Annotated in this window: 18 protein-coding genes; 11 read left to right on the forward strand and 7 right to left on the reverse strand. The window is 72.9% G+C overall.

What is annotated here, in order from left to right:
• Positions 1-127: 127 nt before the first annotated feature.
• The 3 genes from KBX63_RS13075 (at position 128) to KBX63_RS13085 (ending at position 2,662) form a co-directional block, all read left to right on the forward strand.
• A complete protein-coding gene (locus tag KBX63_RS13075) occupies positions 128-817 on the forward strand; it encodes a lytic transglycosylase domain-containing protein (RefSeq protein WP_210911287.1) in 690 nt (229 codons plus the stop codon).
• A gap of 117 nt (positions 818-934) precedes the next feature.
• A complete protein-coding gene (locus KBX63_RS13080) occupies positions 935-1,588 on the forward strand; it encodes a rhomboid family intramembrane serine protease (protein ID WP_210911288.1) in 654 nt (217 codons plus the stop codon).
• A 105-nt stretch (positions 1,589-1,693) separates the two neighbouring features.
• The gene (locus tag KBX63_RS13085; RefSeq protein ID WP_210911496.1) at positions 1,694-2,662 is read left to right on the forward strand and encodes an NAD(P)/FAD-dependent oxidoreductase; all 969 of its coding nucleotides are present in this window, start codon (positions 1,694-1,696) and stop codon (positions 2,660-2,662) included.
• A gap of 43 nt (positions 2,663-2,705) precedes the next feature.
• Here KBX63_RS13085 and KBX63_RS13090 read toward each other — a convergent pair whose 3' ends face one another.
• A complete protein-coding gene (locus KBX63_RS13090) occupies positions 2,706-3,401 on the reverse strand; it encodes a TetR/AcrR family transcriptional regulator (RefSeq protein WP_210911289.1) in 696 nt (231 codons plus the stop codon).
• Between the two features lie 139 nt (positions 3,402-3,540).
• Here KBX63_RS13090 and KBX63_RS13095 point away from each other — a divergent pair, with 139 nt between their 5' ends.
• Positions 3,541-4,458, forward strand: coding sequence for an NAD-dependent epimerase/dehydratase family protein (locus KBX63_RS13095; RefSeq protein WP_210911290.1), 918 nt, complete (start codon positions 3,541-3,543; stop codon positions 4,456-4,458).
• 27 nt (positions 4,459-4,485) lie between these two features.
• Here KBX63_RS13095 and KBX63_RS13100 read toward each other — a convergent pair whose 3' ends face one another.
• Positions 4,486-5,457: a DMT family transporter gene (locus KBX63_RS13100; protein ID WP_210911291.1), complete on the reverse strand. Its 972-nt coding sequence runs from the start codon at positions 5,455-5,457 to the stop codon at positions 4,486-4,488.
• Entirely contained in the window at positions 5,454-6,485 is a 1,032-nt protein-coding gene (gene glpX, locus KBX63_RS13105) for a class II fructose-bisphosphatase (RefSeq protein ID WP_210911292.1), read from the reverse strand. Before glpX ends, KBX63_RS13100 begins: the two co-directional genes overlap by 4 nt.
• A 159-nt stretch (positions 6,486-6,644) precedes the next feature.
• Here glpX and KBX63_RS13110 point away from each other — a divergent pair, with 159 nt between their 5' ends.
• The 3 genes from KBX63_RS13110 to KBX63_RS13115 all read left to right on the forward strand — a co-directional run bounded on the left by KBX63_RS13110 (position 6,645) and on the right by KBX63_RS13115 (position 8,489).
• Positions 6,645-7,397 (forward strand): DUF4245 domain-containing protein, encoded by a 753-nt coding sequence (locus KBX63_RS13110; protein ID WP_210911293.1) that lies wholly within the window; start codon positions 6,645-6,647, stop codon positions 7,395-7,397.
• A 93-nt stretch (positions 7,398-7,490) separates the two neighbouring features.
• Positions 7,491-7,622, forward strand: coding sequence for a hypothetical protein (locus tag KBX63_RS35970; protein ID WP_256443035.1), 132 nt, complete (start codon positions 7,491-7,493; stop codon positions 7,620-7,622).
• Between the two features lie 18 nt (positions 7,623-7,640).
• Positions 7,641-8,489 carry a hypothetical protein gene (locus tag KBX63_RS13115; protein WP_210911294.1) on the forward strand — a complete coding sequence of 283 codons (849 nt, stop codon included), beginning with the start codon at positions 7,641-7,643 and terminating at the stop codon, positions 8,487-8,489.
• Between the two features lie 43 nt (positions 8,490-8,532).
• Here the strand turns inward: KBX63_RS13115 and KBX63_RS13120 are convergent, their stop codons facing one another.
• Positions 8,533-8,754, reverse strand: a complete 222-nt coding sequence (locus KBX63_RS13120; RefSeq protein WP_053655421.1) for an exodeoxyribonuclease VII small subunit — start codon at positions 8,752-8,754, stop codon at positions 8,533-8,535.
• Positions 8,755-8,800: 46 nt separating this feature from the next.
• Positions 8,801-10,015, reverse strand: coding sequence for an exodeoxyribonuclease VII large subunit (gene xseA / locus KBX63_RS13125; protein WP_210911295.1), 1,215 nt, complete (start codon positions 10,013-10,015; stop codon positions 8,801-8,803).
• A 161-nt stretch (positions 10,016-10,176) separates the two neighbouring features.
• On the opposite strand from xseA, the gene KBX63_RS13130 reads away from it, so the two are divergent.
• Both KBX63_RS13130 and KBX63_RS13135 read left to right on the forward strand, forming a co-directional pair.
• Complete coding sequence (locus tag KBX63_RS13130) at positions 10,177-11,163, forward strand: 4-hydroxy-3-methylbut-2-enyl diphosphate reductase (RefSeq protein WP_210911296.1); 987 nt, start codon at positions 10,177-10,179, stop codon at positions 11,161-11,163.
• Positions 11,164-11,221: 58 nt separating this feature from the next.
• Complete coding sequence (locus tag KBX63_RS13135) at positions 11,222-11,677, forward strand: hypothetical protein (RefSeq protein ID WP_210911297.1); 456 nt, start codon at positions 11,222-11,224, stop codon at positions 11,675-11,677.
• Positions 11,678-11,730: 53 nt separating this feature from the next.
• On the opposite strand, the gene KBX63_RS13140 is transcribed toward KBX63_RS13135, so the two are convergent.
• Entirely contained in the window at positions 11,731-12,894 is a 1,164-nt protein-coding gene (locus tag KBX63_RS13140; RefSeq protein ID WP_074316837.1) for a DNA recombination protein RmuC, read from the reverse strand.
• Positions 12,895-12,948: 54 nt separating this feature from the next.
• Between KBX63_RS13140 and KBX63_RS13145 the strand changes: the two genes are divergently transcribed.
• Positions 12,949-13,773, forward strand: coding sequence for a hypothetical protein (locus KBX63_RS13145; protein ID WP_210911298.1), 825 nt, complete (start codon positions 12,949-12,951; stop codon positions 13,771-13,773).
• Positions 13,774-13,838: 65 nt separating this feature from the next.
• On the opposite strand, the gene ppc is transcribed toward KBX63_RS13145, so the two are convergent.
• Complete coding sequence (gene ppc / locus KBX63_RS13150; RefSeq protein ID WP_210911299.1) at positions 13,839-16,625, reverse strand: phosphoenolpyruvate carboxylase; 2,787 nt, start codon at positions 16,623-16,625, stop codon at positions 13,839-13,841.
• Between the two features lie 263 nt (positions 16,626-16,888).
• Between ppc and KBX63_RS13155 the strand changes: the two genes are divergently transcribed.
• Positions 16,889-17,929, forward strand: a complete 1,041-nt coding sequence (locus tag KBX63_RS13155; RefSeq protein ID WP_210911300.1) for a S66 peptidase family protein — start codon at positions 16,889-16,891, stop codon at positions 17,927-17,929.
• The last annotated feature ends 148 nt before the right edge of the window (positions 17,930-18,077 follow it).

The following is an 18,077-nucleotide window of genomic DNA, read 5'->3' on the forward strand; positions in this document are numbered from 1 at the left end:
GACGACATCGGCGAAGGCCGGTGCGTCGGCGCGACCGGCAACCGGTCGGGGCGCTCGCGGCACGGCTGGCGGCCCTCGTGTGGCTGGCGCCGCGCCGCGTCCTTGCCCCCGACGAAGGGACCACTTCGTGAGTCGGCTGTGGAGCCGGTTGGGCGCCCGTACGGCTGCTGTCGCGCTGCTCTCCGTGGGCGTTGCCGGTGGCTTCTACCTGGGCGAAGACCGCGAAACCCAGCAACAGGGCCTGACCGCGCAGGTCGGCCTTGAGGTCGACCGCGCCGATTTCGCCTACCAGCGCGAGCGGCAGGCCGCCCACCAGGTGAAGTTCGCCAAGCAGCGGGCCGCCGAGTACGAGGCCAAGCTCCGGGCGGCGCAGGCCGCCAAGGAAGCCGCCGAGCGGGCCCGCAAGGCCAAGGCCGCCGCGGCGTCCCGCAAGGCCGCGCGCGAGGCGGCGGAGCGGGAGGCGGCGGAGAAGCCCAAGCCGTACGACGGGCCGATTCCGGCGTCCTGCGCCGAGTACAGCGGCAACCGCAAGGTCGGCTGCGCCATGATGATCGATGCGGGTTTCGGTATCGCCGAGTTCCCGTGCCTGGAGAAGCTCTGGACCAAGGAGAGCGGCTGGAACCACAAGGCCAGCAACTCCTCGTCCGGTGCGTACGGGATCCCACAGGCCCTGCCGGGCAGCAAGATGGGAACCGTCGCCGACGACTGGCGGACGAACCCGGCCACCCAGATCAAGTGGGGGCTGGGCTACATCAAGGGCAGGTACGACACGCCCTGCGGCGCCTGGGGCTACTTCCAGAGCAACGGCCACTACTGACGGTGTCGACGGCGGGGCGGGTGTGCGACGGCAACCCGTCCCGCCGTCGCGCGTCGCGGTGCCGGTCCCACGGGACGTGAGTGGCGGTCAGCCCCTTTTACTGATAGCAGTTGGGGGGTGACCCTGCACCCCGGAAGCGGCGACCCCCACCGGTTCGGCACCGAGGCGTTCTACGCCGCGCTCGGCCGGGCCTTCGTCGCGATGTGCGCGGCGGTCCCGTTCCTCTTTCTCATCGAGGCCGTCGACCAGGGGCTCGAGTTCGGCCTGGACGCCACCGCCGGCATCATCCCGCAGCGTATCGACGGGCTGGACGGGGTCTTCTTCTCCCCGTTCCTGCACCACGGCTTCGACCACCTCTACAGCAACAGCATCCCGCTGATCCTGCTGGGCACCTTCGTGCTGGCCGCCGGCGCCCGCCGTTTCCTCTGGTCGACCCTGATCATCATCCTGGTCAGCGGGCTCGGCGTCTGGTTCACCGGCTCGCCCAACTCGGTGGTGGTCGGCGCCAGCGGGGTGATCTTCGGGTACCTGGGCATTCTGCTCACCCGGGGCATCTTCGAGCGCAGCTGGTGGAACTTCGCCGTCTTCCTGCTGGTCGGCCTGCTCTACGGCTGGCAGCTGGTCGGCATCCTCCCCACCGACGAGCGGATCTCCTGGCAGGGGCACCTGTTCGGGCTGCTCGGCGGGGTGGTGGCCGCGATCCTGTTCCGTCGTCGCCGGCCCGTCGTCGGTGGCTCGGACTACACGGGGTCCACGCTCAGCCTTTCCTGACCGGTTCCTCGGCGCGCCTCTGGGACGTGCTTGCCCGACCGCTGCCACCCGCCTACCGTCGAGATCAGCAAGCGTTGATCCGTGAGCGGAAAGCGACGGTACGCCATGCGTGAGGTCGATGTTGCCGTGATCGGGGCCGGTCCGGCCGGCCTCTTCGCCGCGTACTACGCCGGGTTCCGAGGGCTGTCGGTGGCGGTGATCGACGCGCTGCCGGAGCCGGGCGGTCAGGTCACCGCGATGTACCCGGAGAAGCTGATCCTCGACGTGGCCGGGTTCCCCGCCGTCAAGGGCCGCGATCTGGTCGCCAACCTGGTGGCTCAGGCCGCCCCGTTCGGCCCGCGCTACCTGCTCGGCACCCGGGCCGAGAAGCTCTCGTACGCCGATGAGCGGCCGGTGCTCGGGTTGGCCGGTGGCGAGCAGCTCGGCTGCGGCGCTGTGGTGATCACCGGCGGACTGGGCAGCTTCAGTCCTCGGCCGCTGCCCTGCGCCGACAGCGCGCCCGGCGCCGGGATCGTCTACTTCGTACCCGAGCCGACCGAGTTGGCCGACCGGGACGTGCTGATCGTCGGTGGCGGCGACTCCGCGTTCGACTGGGCGTTGACGCTGCAACCGCTGGCCCGCTCGGTGACCCTGGTCCACCGGCGGGAGAAGTTCCGGGCGCACGCCTCGACGGTCGCCCGAGTGCTGTCGCTGCCGGTGCGGGTGGTGGTCAACGCCGAGGTCACCCGGCTGTTCGGGGATGGCACGGTGACCGGCGCCGAGGTGACCGTACGCGGTGGCGCGACCGAGACGCTGCCGGTGGACACCGTGGTGGCCGCACTCGGCTTCACCGCCGACCTGGGCCCGCTCGCCGAGTGGGGGCTGCGACTGGACCGCCGGCACATCCTGGTGGACAGCGCCATGGCGACGAACCTGTCCCGGGTCTTCGCGGCCGGCGACATCACCGAGTACCCGGGCAAGGTCCGGCTGATCGCGACCGGCTTCGGCGAGGCCGCGACGGCGGTCAACAACGCTGCGGTGGCCATCGACCCGAGCGCCCACCTGTTCCCCGGGCACTCGTCCGACGCCGGCTGACCTCGGTGCCGGCAGCGGGCCGGTTCGGGTCCGTGACCGTCGGTCACTCCGGGCGGGGCAGGCCGATCAGGTCGGCCATCAGCCCGACCTGGTGGTCGAAGTACCCGTCCCGGTGCGCGATGGTCTGGTTCAACCGGCCGAACAGTTCGAAGCTGATCAGCCCGAAGAGCTGCGTCCAGCCAGCCATGCCCCGGGCGAGAAGGGCGGTGGGCAACCCGGGGAAGAAGGCGTCGGCCAACTCGGCCAGGTCGGCGTGGACCGGCTCCGGCAGGTCGTCGGCGGGCACCGTGAGCAACCCGTCGGCCAGGCCGTCGCGGAGGATGCCGACGAGGGTCAGCGGGGGGCGCTGGGCCGGTAGGACGGTGTCCTCGGGGGCGGCGTACCCGGGCACCGGGCTGCCGTAGAGCAGCGCGTACTCGGCGGGGTGGGTGATAGCCCAGTCCCGCGCGGCCCGGCACACGGCGTGCCAGCGGCCGCGCAGGTCGTGCCGCTCGGTGCTGCCGTCGGCGGCCTCCACCGCGTCGCCGAGCCCGTCGTACGCCTCCAGGATCAGCGCGGTGAGCAGGTCGTCGCGGCTCGGGACGTAGCGGTAGATGGCGGAGGAGACCATCCCCATGTCCCGGGCGACCGCCCGCAGCGACAGGTTGGCGCCGTCGGTGGCCAGGTGGCGGCGGGCCACCGCCTTGATCTCGTCGATCATCTCGGCGCGGACACGGGCGCGGATCGAGGAAGCGGGCATGGGATCACTCTGCCACGAAACGGAGCGCCAATCAAAATAGAGAGCACTGCTCTTGACGAATGGTCCGACCAGCAGGCATGGTGGTGGTGCACCGAGAGCACCGCTCTTGTTTCGTACCCCCGCTTCGAAAGGTCTTGTCATGGCACTGCACGTGATCGTCGGCACCGGCCCGGTCGGCACCGCCACCGCCCGTCTCCTCGCCGAGCGCGGCGAGCAGGTCCGCGTCGTCAGCCGCCGGGGCAACGGACCGGAGCACCCCGCCATCGAGCGGGTCGCCGCCGACGCCGCCGACGCCGAGCGCCTCACCACACTCACCACCGGCGCGCAGGCGCTGTACAACTGCGCGAACCCGGCCTACCACCGGTGGCCGACCGACTGGCCGCCACTGGCCGGCGCCCTGCTCGCCGCCGCCGAGCGGACCGGCGCGGTGCTCGCCACGGTCGGCAACCTCTACGGGTACGGGCCGGTCGACGGTCCGATGACCGAGCAGACCCCGGAGAACGCGGCCGGCACCAAGGGTCGCGTGCGCAACCGGATGTGGGCCGACGCGCTCGCCGCCCACCGGGCCGACCGGGTCCGGGTCACCGAGGTGCGCGGCTCCGACTACGTCGGCGCCGGTGGCACCTCGCTGGCGATGATGGTGCTGCCCCGGGTGCTCGCCGGGCAGCGGGTCTTCCTACCAGTCGACTGGGACGCCCCGCACACCTGGACGTACATCGCCGACGTCGCCCGTACCCTCGTCGCGGCAGCGGCCGACCCGCAGGCCTGGGGACGGGCCTGGCACGTGCCCAGCGCGCCGGCAGCGCCGATGCGCGAACTGGCCAACCGGGCCGCGGCGCTGGCCGGGGCACCCGCGCCCAAGTTGATCCGGATGCCCTACCCGGTGCTGTGGCTGGGCGGCCTGACCGACCCGTTCATCCGCGAACTGCGGGAGACCGCCTACCAGTTCGACCGTCCGTTCCTGATGGACTCGACCGCGGCCACCGCCACCCTCGGTGTCCGACCGACCCCCATCGACCAGGTGGTGAAGGAGACCGTTGGGGCCCTGCGCCGCTGAACCCCGCCCGCCACCCGGCCGGTCCGCTCAGCGGCGGCCGGGCGGCGCGAGCGCGGCGATCAGCACGGCCACCATGGTCAGCGCGGCGCCGAGCAGGGTGTTCGGGCCGGGGTGCGAAGCCGCGGTGGGCAGCACCAGGTCCAACAGGACGGCCCCCACGATCTGGCCGGCGATCGTGGCGAGGCCGAGCAGCAGCACACCGGTGAAGCGCACGATCGCCGCGGCGATCGCGATGAACACGATGCCGATCGGGCCACCCAGGTAGAGCCACGGTTCGGTCGGCAGCTGGCCGGTCGGCCAGCCGCGTACCGCGGTGTCGACCGCGAACGCGACGAGCAGGGTGACCGTGCCGACCGCGAAGTTGATCAGCGTGGCGGTCAGCGCGCTGTCGGCCGCCGCCCGGACCCGGCCGTTGACCGCCTGCTGCCAGGCGGTGCCCACCCCGGCCACCAGCGGCAGCAGGGCCAGCACCAGCGTGCCCGGGTCACCGAACCGGTCGCCGACCGCCAGACCGACCGCCAGCACGGTGAGCACCGCGCCGGCCAGCCGCTGCCGGGTGACCGGCTGCCGACCGGTCGGCCCGATCCCCGCCCGGTCCACCGCCAGGCCGCTCCCGGTCTGCCCGGCGACCACCGCGACGGTGAACACCGCCACGCCCAACGTGCCGATGGTGAGCCCCTGGGTGGCCACCAGCAACGCCCCGCACATGCCGCCGAGGCACTGCCACGGCCGCAGCGCGCCCGACGCGAGGGCGGCCCGCACCCCGACCAGCCCTCGCCGGCCGCCGGGGGTGGCCGGCACCAGAACCAGCAGCACCAGCAGGCCGATGCCGAACGAGACGATCGCGGCGGCGAACCCGTCGGCCAGGCGTACCCCCAGCTCGCCGTTGATCCGAGACTGCACCGCCACCGCGACCCCGGAGACCGACGCCAGCGCGACGCCGGTGATCCGGCGGGTTGCTGACAGGGTCTGCGGCGTCGCCGTGCCGGTGACGCTCACTCCTGCTCGGCCAGTGGACGACCGTCGAAGTCGACCGCCGAGTAGAGCGCCAGCTTCTCCAGCCGGTGGTACGAGTCGATCACACGGATGGTGCCGCTCTTGGAGCGCATCACGATCGACTGGGTGTACGCGCCGCCGGCCCGGTAGCGCACCCCGCGCAGCAGATCGCCGGAGGTGACGCCGGTCGCGACGAAGAAGCAGTTGTCCCCGGTGACCAGGTCGTCCGTGCCCAGCACCCGGTCCAGGTCGTGCCCGGCGGCGAGCGCCTTCTCCCGCTCCTCGGCGTCGCGCGGCCAGAGCTTGGCCTGCATCGCCCCGCCCATGCACTTCAGCGCGCAGGCGGAGATGATGCCCTCGGGGGTGCCACCGATGCCCATCAGCACGTCGACGTCCGACTCGCCCCGGGCCGCCGCGATGGAGCCGGCGATGTCCCCGTCGGAGATGAACCGGATGCCCGCCCCGGTCCGGCGGATCTGCGCGACCAGGTCGTCGTGGCGGCTGCGGTCCAGCACGCAGACCGTCACCTCGGAGACGTCGGTGCCCTTGACCTTGGCGATCCGCCGCAGATTGTCGGCCACCCCGGCGTTGATGTCCACCACGTCGGCGTACGCTGGCCCGACGGCGAGCTTCTCCATGTAGAAGACGGCGCTCGGGTCGAACATCGCGCCGCGCTCGGAGACGGCGAGCACCGCCAGCGCGTTCGGCATGCCCTTGCTCATCAGCGTGGTGCCGTCGACGGGGTCGACCGCGACGTCCACCTCCGGGCCGGTACCGTCGCCGACCTGTTCGCCGTTGAAGAGCATCGGGGCGTTGTCCTTCTCGCCCTCGCCGATCACCACGACGCCGCGCATCTGGATCGAGTTGATCAGTTTGCGCATGGCGTCGACGGCGGCCCCGTCGCCGCCCTCCTTGTCGCCCCGGCCGACCCAGCGGCCGGCGGCCATCGCCGCGGCCTCGGTGACCCGGACCAGGTCGAGGGCAAGGTTACGGTCGAGATCCTGTGGGATCCGCGTCCTGGTGTTCGTCATGACGGCTGCTCCTCCTCGCGACGGTGCGGGGTGGACCGACTGCGGGACGCCTCCCGCTGCCGGCTTTGTCGCTGATCCTCACACGATGGCTGACCCGGCATCGGCCCGGGGCGGTGATGGCCCGGATACCGCCGGTCGGGCGGCTGCGAAGATGGCAGGGTGGAACCCGCACAGCCAGCCGACCGTGTACCCGACGACCGCACGCCGCCCGACGGCCAGCCGCCGGCGGGCCTCCCCGCCGGATCCGGTGCCGAGCCTGCCGCGACCGACCCGACGGCGCCGGCCGACGAGCCGGCCCTGGTCGAGCCGAGCCCCGCGGACGAGCCGGTCCGGAGCGGTCCCGCCACCGACGCCGCCGCCGAGACCGGCGAGCGGCCCGCGCCGCCGCCGCGGGCGGAGGCCGCCCGATCCGAGCGGTCACCCAAGGACATGGCGATCTCGCTGCTGGTGCTGCTGATCCCGATCGCGCTGCTGCTGGCGTTCTACCGGGGTTTCCTCGGCGGCGACGAGCCGACCACGGTCGATCCGGCGCCGGCGATCGAGCAGGCCCGGTCGGCCAACGTCTTCCCGGTGAGCCAGCCGGAGGGCCTGGGTTCGGACTGGCGTACGGTCAGCGCCCGCTACCAGACGGTGGAGGACGGCGCGAACCTGCGGATCGGCTACCTCACGCCGGAGGGGCGGGGCGTTCAGCTGCTGCAGAGCAGTGTGCCGGCGGAGCGGCTGCTCCCGGCCGAGCTGACCGGCCAGGGTCAGCCGCAGGGCCCGACGGAGCTGGCCGGGCGCACCTGGCAGCGGTACACCGCCCGGGGCAACCAACAGGCGCTGGTCCTGCTGGAGCCGGCCCGTACGGTCATCGTCGTCGGTGATGCCCGGGACAACGAACTGCGCCACCTCGCCGAGGCGCTGCGCTGACGGCGGCCACCCCGTTCCGGTCGGCGGCGCTACGGCCGTACGAAGGCCGCCCCGTTCCCGTCGCACGGGCCCCGGCGACAACCGGACAGTCGGGTGATTGTGCGACGTGTCGACAGGGAACAAGGAGGGAGTGACCCGGGCGCGCTGCTCGGCCCGGGTCGCGCGGCGCAGCCGAAGGTGCTGCTGCGTCGCCCGGTTTCCGGCGCCGTCCTGGTCGTCGGGTGACCCCCTTGGGAGACACGTATGACTGTTCGACGACTCAGTGCCGGCCTGGTAGCCGCCGCCCTGTTCACGCCCGGTCTGGCCGCCTGCAACAGCAATGGGACCTCTACCGCCGGATCGACCGCGTCCCCGACGGTGAGCGCCTCCGGCGCGCCGAGCCCGTCCGGCTCGCCCGTGGCGGGCGACGCCAAGCAGGCGCTGCTCGACTCCACCAAGGAGATCAGCAACGGAAACTTCCGCTTCACCCTCGCCGGCGCCGGATCCACGGCGGAGGGCCAGGTGCACCAGCCGAGCCAGAGCGCGGCCATGAAGATCGCCATCGGCGGCCCCTCGTCCGACCTGGCCATGAAGCTCGACGTGATCCATTTCAAGCCGGACAGCTGGGTGAAGCTGGAGCTGACCGGCCCCACCGCCGACAGCCTGCCCGCCGTCAAGCAGCTCAACCTCGGCAAGTACCAGCACCTGGACCAGACCCGGATCAAGGGCAACCGGAGCCTCGGTTTCGACTTCGAGAAGGTCGACCCGGCCGGCAGCGCGGTGCTGACCCAGGGCATCACCGAGGTCCGCAGCACCGGCACCGGCACGTACGCCGGCACCATCGACGTCACCAAGGCGGCCGAGGCCGGCTCGCTGAACGCCGCCACGATCGCCGCGCTGGGCACCCAGGCGAAGACGGTGCCGTTCACCGCGAAGGTGGATCCGCAGGGCCGGCTCAGCGAGCTGGTGCTGCAACTCCCGGCCGCCGGGCAGACCGCGGCCCAGGAGATCCGGATGACGTACTCCGACTACGGTGCCGCCACCGCCGCGCAGAAGCCGCCGGCGAACCAGGTCGTCGAGGCGCCGGCCGAGCTGTACAGCCTGTTCAACTGACGGTCGTACGCGGGTGGGGCGGCTCCGGTCGCCCCACCGGCGGTCAGGAGGCGGGCTCCTGCCGGGCGGCTTCGATCCGCGCCCGGGCGCCGTCCAGCCAGCGCTGGCAGATCACCGCCAGGGCCTCGCCGCGCTCCCAGAGCGCCAGCGACTCCTCCAGGGAGGTGCCGCCGGCCTCCAGCCGCTCCACCACCGAGGCCAGCTCGGCACGGGCCTGCTCGTAGCTGAGCCGCTCGTCCGGCCCGGCCTTCGTGTCGTCAGTCATCGCGTCCATCTCAGCACACCACTCTCCGACCGCCGCGCCCCGCCACTCAGCCGTCCACCGTGGCGGCCAGCTCACCGTCGGCCAGGCGGACCCGCAGCGGGTCGCCCTTGCCGACGTCGGCCGCCGCGCGGACCACGTGACCGTCCGCGCGCTGCACGATCGCGTACCCCCGGTCGAGGGTGGCGGCGGGTGAGAGGGCGCGGAGCCGGGCCAGGGTGTGCCGCAGCTCGTCGTCGGCCGCGGCGAGCCGGTGGTCCAGGCACCGTCCGGCCCGTTGACGCAGCGCGCCCAGGTCGGTCGCCCGCTGCTCCACCATCACCTGGGGCCGGGCCAGCACCGGACGGGAGCGCAGCCCGTCGAGCCGGTGGGACTCCCGGTCGACCAGGTTGCGTACCGCCCGCTCGAGGCGGTGCCGGGCCTGGCCGATGAGGCGTACCTCCTCGGTGAGGTCGGGGACCACCCGTTTGGCCGCGTCGGTCGGGGTGGAGGCGCGGACGTCGGCGACGTAGTCGATCAGCGGGGCGTCCGTCTCGTGACCGATCGCGCTGACCACCGGGGTACGGCAGCCGAACACCGCCCGGCAGAGCGCCTCGTCGGAGAAGGGCAGCAGGTCCTCGATGCCGCCGCCGCCCCGGGCGATGACGATCACGTCGATGCTCGGGTCGGCGTCCAGCACCTTGAGCGCGTCGATGATCTGCGGCACCGCGGACGGGCCCTGCACGGCCACGTTGACCGTCCGGAACTCCACCGCCGGCCAGCGCCGCCGTGCGTTGGTCAGCACGTCCCGCTCGGCGGCCGACGCCCGGCCGGTGATCAGCCCGATGCGGCCGGGCAGGAACGGCAGCCGGCGCTTGCGGGCCCGGTCGAACAGCCCTTCGGCGGCGAGCAGCTTCTTGAGCTTGTCCAGCCGGGCCAGCAGCTCACCCAGCCCCACCTGGCGGATCTCGTCGGCGCGCAGGCTCAGCGTGCCCCGGGCGGCGTAGAACTCCGGTTTGGCGTGCAGCACCACCCGGGCGCCCTCGCGTAGCTCGGGAGCGCCGGCGTCCAGCACGTCCCGGTTGGTGGTGACGGTCAGACTCAGGTCGGCCGACGGGTCACGCAGGGTGAGAAAGACGGTGCTGGCCCCGGGTCGGCGGCTGATCTGCGCCACCTGCCCGTCCACCCACACCCAGCCGAGCTTCGCGATCCAGGCGCCCACCTTCTGGCTGACCACCCGGACCGGCCACGGCTCCTCCGCGCTGCTCCGCGCCCCGTCACTCACCCGCCCACCCTACGACCCACCCCGCCCGACCCGTTGATCATGAAGTTATCGCCCGCCTTGACGGCGGGTCGGGGCAACAACTTTGATCAACGAGGGCTGGGCGGAGCTGGCGCGGGGTCGCAGCCGCTGCCGCCGGGAAATCGGACACGTACGATGGGCGGGTGACCGAGGCTCAGGCGACCCCCCAGACCGGCAAGCGCGTGCTCCTGGCCAAGCCCCGCGGCTACTGCGCGGGCGTCGACCGCGCGGTGCAGACCGTCGAGGAGGCGCTGAAGCTCTACGGCGCCCCGATCTACGTCCGCAAGCAGATCGTGCACAACAAGCACGTCGTGCAGACCCTGGAGGCCCAGGGCGCGATCTTCGTGGAGGAGAACGAGGAGGTCCCGGAGGGCGCCACCGTCATCTTCTCCGCGCACGGCGTGGCCCCCGAGGTCTACGAGCAGGCGAAGGTGCGTTCGCTGAAGGCGATCGACGCGACCTGCCCGCTGGTCACCAAGGTGCACCAGGAGGCGAAGCGGTTCGCCGCCGAGGACTACGACATCCTGCTGATCGGTCACGAGGGGCACGAGGAGGTCGTCGGCACCGCCGGCGAGGCTCCCGCCCACATCCAGTTGGTGGACGGCCCGGACGGCGTCGACAAGATCACCGTCCGCGACCCGGAGAAGGTCGTCTGGCTCTCCCAGACCACGCTCTCGGTGGACGAGACGTTGGAGACGGTCGCCCGGCTCAAGCAGCGGCTTCCGCTGCTCCAGTCGCCGCCCAGCGACGACATCTGCTACGCCACCTCCAACCGGCAGCACGTGGTCAAGGAGATCGCCCCGGACTGTGACGTGGTGATCGTCGTCGGCTCGCGGAACTCGTCCAACTCGGTCCGGCTGGTCGAGGTGGCCCTGGACGCCGGCGCCCGCGCCGGTCACCTGGTCGACTTCGCCCACGAGATCGACGACGCCTGGCTGGCCGACGCCCGCACCGTCGGCGTGACCTCCGGCGCGAGCGTCCCCGAGGATCTGGTCCGGGATGTGCTCACGCACCTGGCCGCGCGCGGTTTCGCCGACGTCGAGGAGATCACCACCGCCAACGAGCGGCTCACCTTCTCGCTGCCGCAGGAGCTGAAGCGGGACATGAAGGCCGCGGCGGCCCGCGGTTGAGTGGCGTCGGCCGGGTTCCGGCGGGAACGCCCCGCCACTCCGGCGCGTCGAAACCGGCATGAGGACCTTTCGGCTCGTCGTCTCCGCCCTGGTGGTCTGCGCGGCGCTGAGCGCCTGCGGCGACACGGACGGCCCTGCCACCCCCGCCCCGAGCGGATCGTCACCGGCGACCGGGCAGCCCAGCCCGTCGGCGACCGTCCCGTCGACCCCCGTCCCGTCGACCCCCGTCCCGTCGACCCCCGTCCCGGGGACACCCACCCCCTCCTCGACGCTCAAACCACCCGGTGGACCCACCGTCCCGCCGCCGGTCGGAGCCACCGAACTCACCGGCACGATCACCCCTGGCGTGGAGCCGAACTGCGTGCTGCTCGACGGCTACCTGCTGATCGGCGGCCCGCGGGACGTGCTGAGGGCCGGCGCCAAGGTGACCGTCACCGGCCGGGTGGAGCCCGGCATGATGACCACCTGCCAGCAGGGCACGCCGTTCGTCGTGGAGGGCGCGCACCGTAGCTGACCCGGCTCCCGTGGGCCAGCGGGTGGCCCGCTGCCCACCAGCCGGCGGACCGGTCAGCGGTCGCGGTCGACGGGGACGGCGTCGTCCAGCAGCTCGGGCGCCTGGGGCTGACGGGGGGTCAGCTCGACCTGGGCCGGGCTGGCCAGCTCCTCGTCCGAGACACCCAGCTCGGCGAGCTTGCGGGCGCTGACCAGCACCCGGGCCTCCAGCGAGCCGACCGCCCGGTTGTACGCGGTCACCGCGCCGGCCAGCGACGAGCCGAGCTTGCCCACGTGGTCGCCGAGGGTGGCGAGCCGGCTGTACAGCTCCCGGGCCAGCGTGTGCACCGCGAGCGCGTTGCGGGCCAGCGCCTCCTGCCGCCAGGAGTAGGCCACCGTGCGGAGCAGGGCGACCAGGGTGGCCGGCGTGGCCAGCACCACGTTGCGGGCGAAGGCGTGCTCCAGCAGCGTCGGGTCACGCTGGAGCGCGACGTCGAGGAACGGGTCGGCGGGGACGAACAGCACCACGAACTCCGGCGAGCTGTCGAACGCGGCCCAGTAGGACTTGGCGGCCAGGGCGTCGACGTGCCCCCGCAGGTGCCGGGCGTGCGCGTCGAGGTGCGTGTCCCGGCCGCGCTCGTCGCGGGCCTCCATCGCGGTGAGGTACGCGTCGAACGGCGCCTTGGCGTCCACCACCACCGACCGGCCGCCGTGCAGCCGGACCACCAGGTCCGGGCGGACGACCTGCTCGTCGGTGGCGGCGGTGACCTGCTCGGAGAAGTCGCAGTGCTCCAGCATGCCGGCCGCCTCGACGATCCGGCGCAGCTGGTGCTCGCCCCAGCGACCCCGCACCTGCGGCGCGCGCAGCGCAGCCACCAGCTGCTTGGTCTCGGTGCGCAGCTCGCCGGAGACCGCGTTCATCGAGCGGACCTGCTCACGCAGCTCGGCGTACGCGTCGACCCGGTCGTGCTCCAGATCGGCGACCCGCTGCTCGTAGCGGCGCAGGGTCTCGTGCAGCGGCGCCACCGCGCGGGCCACCGCCTCCTGGGACTGGGCGGTGGCCTCGTAGCTGAGCGCCCGCATGGACTGCTCCAGGCGCCCCTCGCCCTCCCGGGTCGCGGTCAGCGTGGCGTCCAGCCGGGCGATGTCGGCCGCCGACCGGGACCGGGCCGCGAGCCAGCCCACCGCCCCGCCGGCGCCGAGGCACACGATCACCAGGAGCAGCGTCGAGACGTCCATCACCGGAGCTTGCCAGACGGATACGATGTGCGAGCCGGGGGTACGTTCGATGACATGGAACTTCTGCTGTGCCTCGCCGTCGTGGTGGTCGGCGTGCTGGGCGCCGCAGCGATCATCCGCGCCCAGGCCACCGCCCGGCAGCGCACCGCCCTCGGTGACGCCCGCGCGGAGGCGCAACGCTGGTACGAGCGCCTCGGCGGCCAGTTGATGACCCTGCACGGCGACGAGCCGGCGGTCCGCCAGGCCCTGTCCGACGCCGGTGAGCGGTACAACGCGGCGGGCTCGCAGCTGGAGCAGGCGCGTACGCCGCACCAGTTCGCGCTGGCTCGGGAGACCGCGCTGGAGGGGCTGGCGTACATCCGGGCGGCGCGGACGGCGCTGGGGATCGACCCGGGGCCCGAGGTGCCGGCGCTGGCCGCCGCGCGGGGCGTCGGGCAGCTCACCAAGGAGCGGGAGGTCGACGTGCAGGGGCAGACCTTCCGGGCCGGTCCGCAGCCGGGTCGGGAAACGCCCTACTACTACCCCGGTGGTCGTTACCAGGGCCGGCCGGTGCCGGCGGGCTGGTACTCGACGCCCTGGTGGAAGACGGCACTGGGCGCCGGCGCGGGCGTGCTCGGCGGCATCCTGATCGCCGACGCGCTGTTCTCGCCGGCCTTCGCCGACCCGGGGTACGGCTATGACGAGGGCCACCAGGAGGGCTCCGGTGACGGCGCCGACCAGGGCGCGGACGCCGGTGACCAGGGCGGCGATCAGGGCTACGACGGTGGGGACCAGGGCGGCGACGTCGGCGGCGGGGACTACGCGGGTGGCGACTTCGGCGGCGGCGGTTTCGGTGGGGGCGACTTCGGCGGCGGTGATTTCGGAGGCGGCGACTGGTGAGCGCCGCCGAGTGACACGCGAACAGGCCCCGGTCGCGCAGACCGGGGCCTGTTTCGTGCGGTCGCTCAACCGGTGTTGCGCATCCCGGCGGCGATGCCGTTCACCGTGGTGAGCAGCGCCCGCTCCAGCGCCGTGCCATCGCTCGGGGCGCGCCGGCCGCCCGGCGCGGTCGCCACCGCCCGTCCGGCGGCACCGGACTCCCGGTACTGCCGCAGCAACGCCACCTGGAGGTGGTGCAACGGCTCCAGGTAGGTGTCCCGCACCGCGAGGGTGCGCTGGAGCACCGGCGAGTTCTCCAACAGGGCGGGTGAGGCGGTCACCGCCAGCACCTCCCGCTTGGTCAGCTCGTACTCCTGCTCGATCTGCTCGAAGATCGGGTGCAGTTTCTTCGGCACCAGCGTCTCGACGTACCGGCGGGCGATGCTCAGGTCGGTCTTGGTCAACATCATCTCGACGTTCGACAGGAACGTGCGGAAGAAGTGCCAGTTGCGGTGCATCTCGGCCAGCACGTCCGCCAGCCCGGCCTCGCGGGCGGCGGCCAGCCCCGCGCCGACGCCGAACCAGCCCGGCACGATCTGCCGCGTCTGCGTCCAGCCGAACACCCACGGGATGGCCCGCAACCCGGACAGCCCGGCACCGGTGTTCGGGCGCTTCGCCGGTCGGGAGCCGATGTTCAGCGCGCCGAGCAGCTCGGTGGGGGTGGACGCCCAGAAGTACGCGGGCAGGTCCGGGTCCTCGACCAGCGACCGGTACGACCGGTACGCCGACTCGGAGACCACGTCCATGGCGGCGTCCCAGCGTTCGAGCATCTCCGCCGGCTGCCTGGGACCGGTGTGCAGCAGGGTCGCCTGAAGCACCGCGGCGAGGGTGAGCTCCAGGTTCTCCCGGGCCAGCGAGGGCAGGCTGTACTTGTCCGAGATCACCTCGCCCTGCTCGGTCACCTTGATCGCGCCGTCCAACGTGCCGTACGGCTGGGCCAGGATCGCCTCGTGCGTCGGCCCGCCGCCGCGCCCCACCGTGCCGCCCCGGCCGTGGAACAGCCGCAGGTGCACCCCGTGCCGGGCGGCCACGTCGCGCAGCGCGCGCTGCGCCCGGTGGATCGACCACTGGCTGGTGGTGATCCCGGCCTCCTTGTTGGAGTCGGAGTAGCCGAGCATGACCTCCTGCACGTCACCCCGGGCGGCCACCAGCGCCCGGTACGCGGGCAGCGACAGCAGCTCGTCGAGGAGTTCGCCGCCGGCGTTCAGCTCGGCCGGGGTCTCCAGCAGCGGCACGAACCCGATCCGGGCCCGCCCGCTGTGCACGTCGACCAGCCCGGCCTCGCGGGCCAGCACCACCGCGGCCAGCACGTCGTCCACGCCAAGGGTCATCGAGATGATGTACGACTCGATGACCTCGGTGCCGAACCGGTCCTGCGCTTCCCGGATGGTGCCGAACACGTCGAACGTCTTGCGGGCCGGCTCGGAGAGCGGAGTGTCCAGCGTGGACAGCGGCCGGCGACCGGTCAGCTCGTCGGCGAGCAGCTTGGTGCGCTCCAGGCGGGACAGCGCCGGGTAGTCGGAGACCTCGCCGACGGCCCCGTACAGCTGGGCGAGCACCGCGTGGTGCGCCTCGGCGTGCTCCCGGACGTCCATCGTCGCCAGGTGCAGGCCGAACGCGGAGACCGTCCGGATGGTGGAGGCCAGTCGGCCGACGGCGGTGAGCTGCCCGGAGTTGCGGGCCAGCGAGGCGCGCAGCAGCTCCAGGTCGGCGATCAGCTCGGCTGAGCCCCGGTAGTCGCGGCCCGCCACGTGCGCGGTGCCCTGGCGCAACCGCTGCCGGGTGTTGGCCAGCTTCGCCTTCACGCAGCGAGCCTTGAGCCGGTACGGCTCCTCGGCGTTGACCCGGCGGAACCGGGGCGCCACCTCGGGCAACGCGTCCAGGTCGGCGGCGAGGCTGGCGGAGAGGTCCAGTGACACCCCGCGCAGCCGGCGGGAGACCGAGACCTCGTTGATGAGGTGGTCCATCGCCTTCTCGGTGGCCGCGATGCCGTGCTCGTGCTGGATGGTCAGCACCTCGCGGGTGACCGCCGGGGTGACGAAGGGATTGCCGTCCCGGTCACCGCCGATCCAGGTGCCGAAGCTCAACGGCCGGGCCGTCGGCGAGGTCTCCACGCCGAGCGTGCGCAGCGTGTCGGCCAGGTCGTCGAGCACCTGGGGCGCGGCCTCGGCGTACAGGTCACGCAGGTAGTAGATCGCGTTGCGGGCCTCGTCGGTCGGGTCCGGCCGGTCCAGCCGCAGCTCGTCGGTCTGCCACATCAGGTCCAGCAGCTCGGCCAGCCGACGGTTCGCCGGGCCCTCGTCGCTGGCGCCGTAGAGGATCGCGTTGGCGGTCTCGGTGTCCAGCTCGTCGGCGATGGCCCGCAGCTTGGACAGGATCGAGCGGCGGGCCGCCTCGGTGGGGTGCGCGGTGAAGACCGGCCGGACCGCCAGCCGGCGGGCCGCGGCGGCGATCTCCTCGGCCGGCACCCCGCGCTCGGCGATCATCTTGGCCGCCTGGTCCAGCCAGCCGCCCTGCACGGCGCGGCGGCGGCGCAGGTCCCGGGCACGGTGCACCTGCTCGGTGATGTTGGCCAGGTGGAAGTAGGTGGAGAAGGCGCGGGCCAGCTTGGTGCCGGTGGTCACGTCCAGCCCGCCGAGCCGCTGGGCGGCCGCCGGGGCGTCGGTGCGGACCTGGGCGCGGATCTCCTCGACGAGGTCGAGCAGTGGTCGACCCTCCTGGCGGGCCAGGGTCTGCCCGAGGAGGGTGCCGAGCCGGCGGATGTCGGCGCGCAGCGCGGCGTCCGGGCCGTCGTGGTCGTGCTGGTCGGTCACGATGCGCTCCTTACGTGAGTACGAAGGACAGCGCTGTCCGACTCCCTGGATGGTATCCGCGCCGGGCCGGATGGCAGGAGGGGCTCTCCGCATGGCGCGCCGTGACGCGGAACACCTCGGAGATCACCTCAACGGCCCGCGCGGGGTCTCGCCCGACGGCCCCGTCCGGCGCCTCGTCCACCAGGCAGCCCAGGGAGGCTCCTGCCCTGCCTGCGGTGTTTCGCCCGGCGAAATCCGCTGGTCCTGCCCGCTACCGTCTGATCATGGATGTGCCGCGATACCCCACCAAGCCGAAGCCGGGCGACCGGGTCGCTGTCGTCTCACCCTCCGCCGGCCTGCCGGGCCTCTTCCCGCATGTCCACGAGCTGGGGCTGCGGCGGCTGTGCGAGGAGTTCGGCCTGGAGCCGGTGGAGTACCCGACCACCCGGGTGATGGGGGCCGACCCGCGCGATCGCGCCCGCGACCTCACTGCCGCGTTCGCCGACCCGACGATCGCCGCCGTGCTCGCCACCGTCGGCGGGGACGACCTGATCAGGGTCACTCCGCACCTCGACGACGACGTGCTGCGCGCCAACCCGAAGCCCTACTTCGGCTACTCCGACAACACCAACGTGCTCAACCACCTGCACCGGCTGGGGATCGTGGCGTACCACGGCGGGTCGGTGCTGGTGCACCTCGGAAGGCCAGGCGCGCCGCACCCGCTGACCTTCGGCTCGCTGCGCGCGGCGCTCTTCAGCACCGACTGGTACGACCTCAGCCCGGCGACAAGATGGGGCGACGAGCCACGCGACTGGCGGGACCCGACGACCCTCGCCGAGGAGCCGGTGATGCTGCCGGGCGAGGGCTGGCACTGGCAGGGCCCGGCCCACGTGGTCCGCGGACGCACCTGGGGCGGAAACCTGGAGGTGCTCAACTGGCTGCTCGCCGCCGACCGGGTGGCCCCGGCCGCGTCGCTGGCCGGCTCGGTCCTGCTGATCGAGACCTCTCAGGAGCTGCCCTCGGACACTGAGGTGTACCGGATCCTGCGCAACCTGGGGGAGCGCGGCCTGCTCGCCAGCTTCCCGGCGGTGCTGGTCGGGCGGGCCAAGGCGTGGGACTTCGACCGGCCGCACACCATCGACCAGCGCCGGGCGTACGCGGCGGCCCAGCGGGCCGCGGTGACCCGGGCCTGCGCGGAGTACGCGCCCGACGCCGTACTGGTCTTCGACGTCGACCTCGGGCACACCGACCCGCAGGTGATCATCCCGTACGGCGGAGAGGTCCTGGTCGACGCCGAGGCCCGCCGCATCGCGGTCCGCTACTGACCTGTCCGGCCGCCGGGCTGCCCGGCTGCCCGGCTGGTTTTCACAACGTTAGGGAAGCCGTGGTGTCCGGGTCCACCGGAGGCCACTACCTCCCTGAAGTTGTGTAGATCTTGGGCGCGGGGCTCGGCCTCTCCGGTGCTGGCGGCGG

The organism is Micromonospora sp. U21, assembly GCF_018070045.1.
Classification (GTDB): domain Bacteria; phylum Actinomycetota; class Actinomycetes; order Mycobacteriales; family Micromonosporaceae; genus Micromonospora.

Coding starts and splice junctions, on each gene's coding strand:
- KBX63_RS13085 (WP_210911496.1), top strand. CDS start 1,694: ATGCGTGAGGTCGATGTTGCCGTGATCGGGGCCGGTCCGGCCGGCCTC.
- KBX63_RS13090 (WP_210911289.1), bottom strand. CDS start 3,401: ATGCCCGCTTCCTCGATCCGCGCCCGTGTCCGCGCCGAGATGATCGAC.
- KBX63_RS13095 (WP_210911290.1), top strand. CDS start 3,541: ATGGCACTGCACGTGATCGTCGGCACCGGCCCGGTCGGCACCGCCACC.
- glpX (WP_210911292.1), bottom strand. CDS start 6,485: ATGACGAACACCAGGACGCGGATCCCACAGGATCTCGACCGTAACCTT.
- KBX63_RS13115 (WP_210911294.1), top strand. CDS start 7,641: ATGACTGTTCGACGACTCAGTGCCGGCCTGGTAGCCGCCGCCCTGTTC.
- KBX63_RS13120 (WP_053655421.1), bottom strand. CDS start 8,754: ATGACTGACGACACGAAGGCCGGGCCGGACGAGCGGCTCAGCTACGAG.
- KBX63_RS13135 (WP_210911297.1), top strand. CDS start 11,222: ATGAGGACCTTTCGGCTCGTCGTCTCCGCCCTGGTGGTCTGCGCGGCG.
- KBX63_RS13140 (WP_074316837.1), bottom strand. CDS start 12,894: ATGGACGTCTCGACGCTGCTCCTGGTGATCGTGTGCCTCGGCGCCGGC.
- KBX63_RS13145 (WP_210911298.1), top strand. CDS start 12,949: ATGGAACTTCTGCTGTGCCTCGCCGTCGTGGTGGTCGGCGTGCTGGGC.
- KBX63_RS13155 (WP_210911300.1), top strand. CDS start 16,889: ATGGATGTGCCGCGATACCCCACCAAGCCGAAGCCGGGCGACCGGGTC.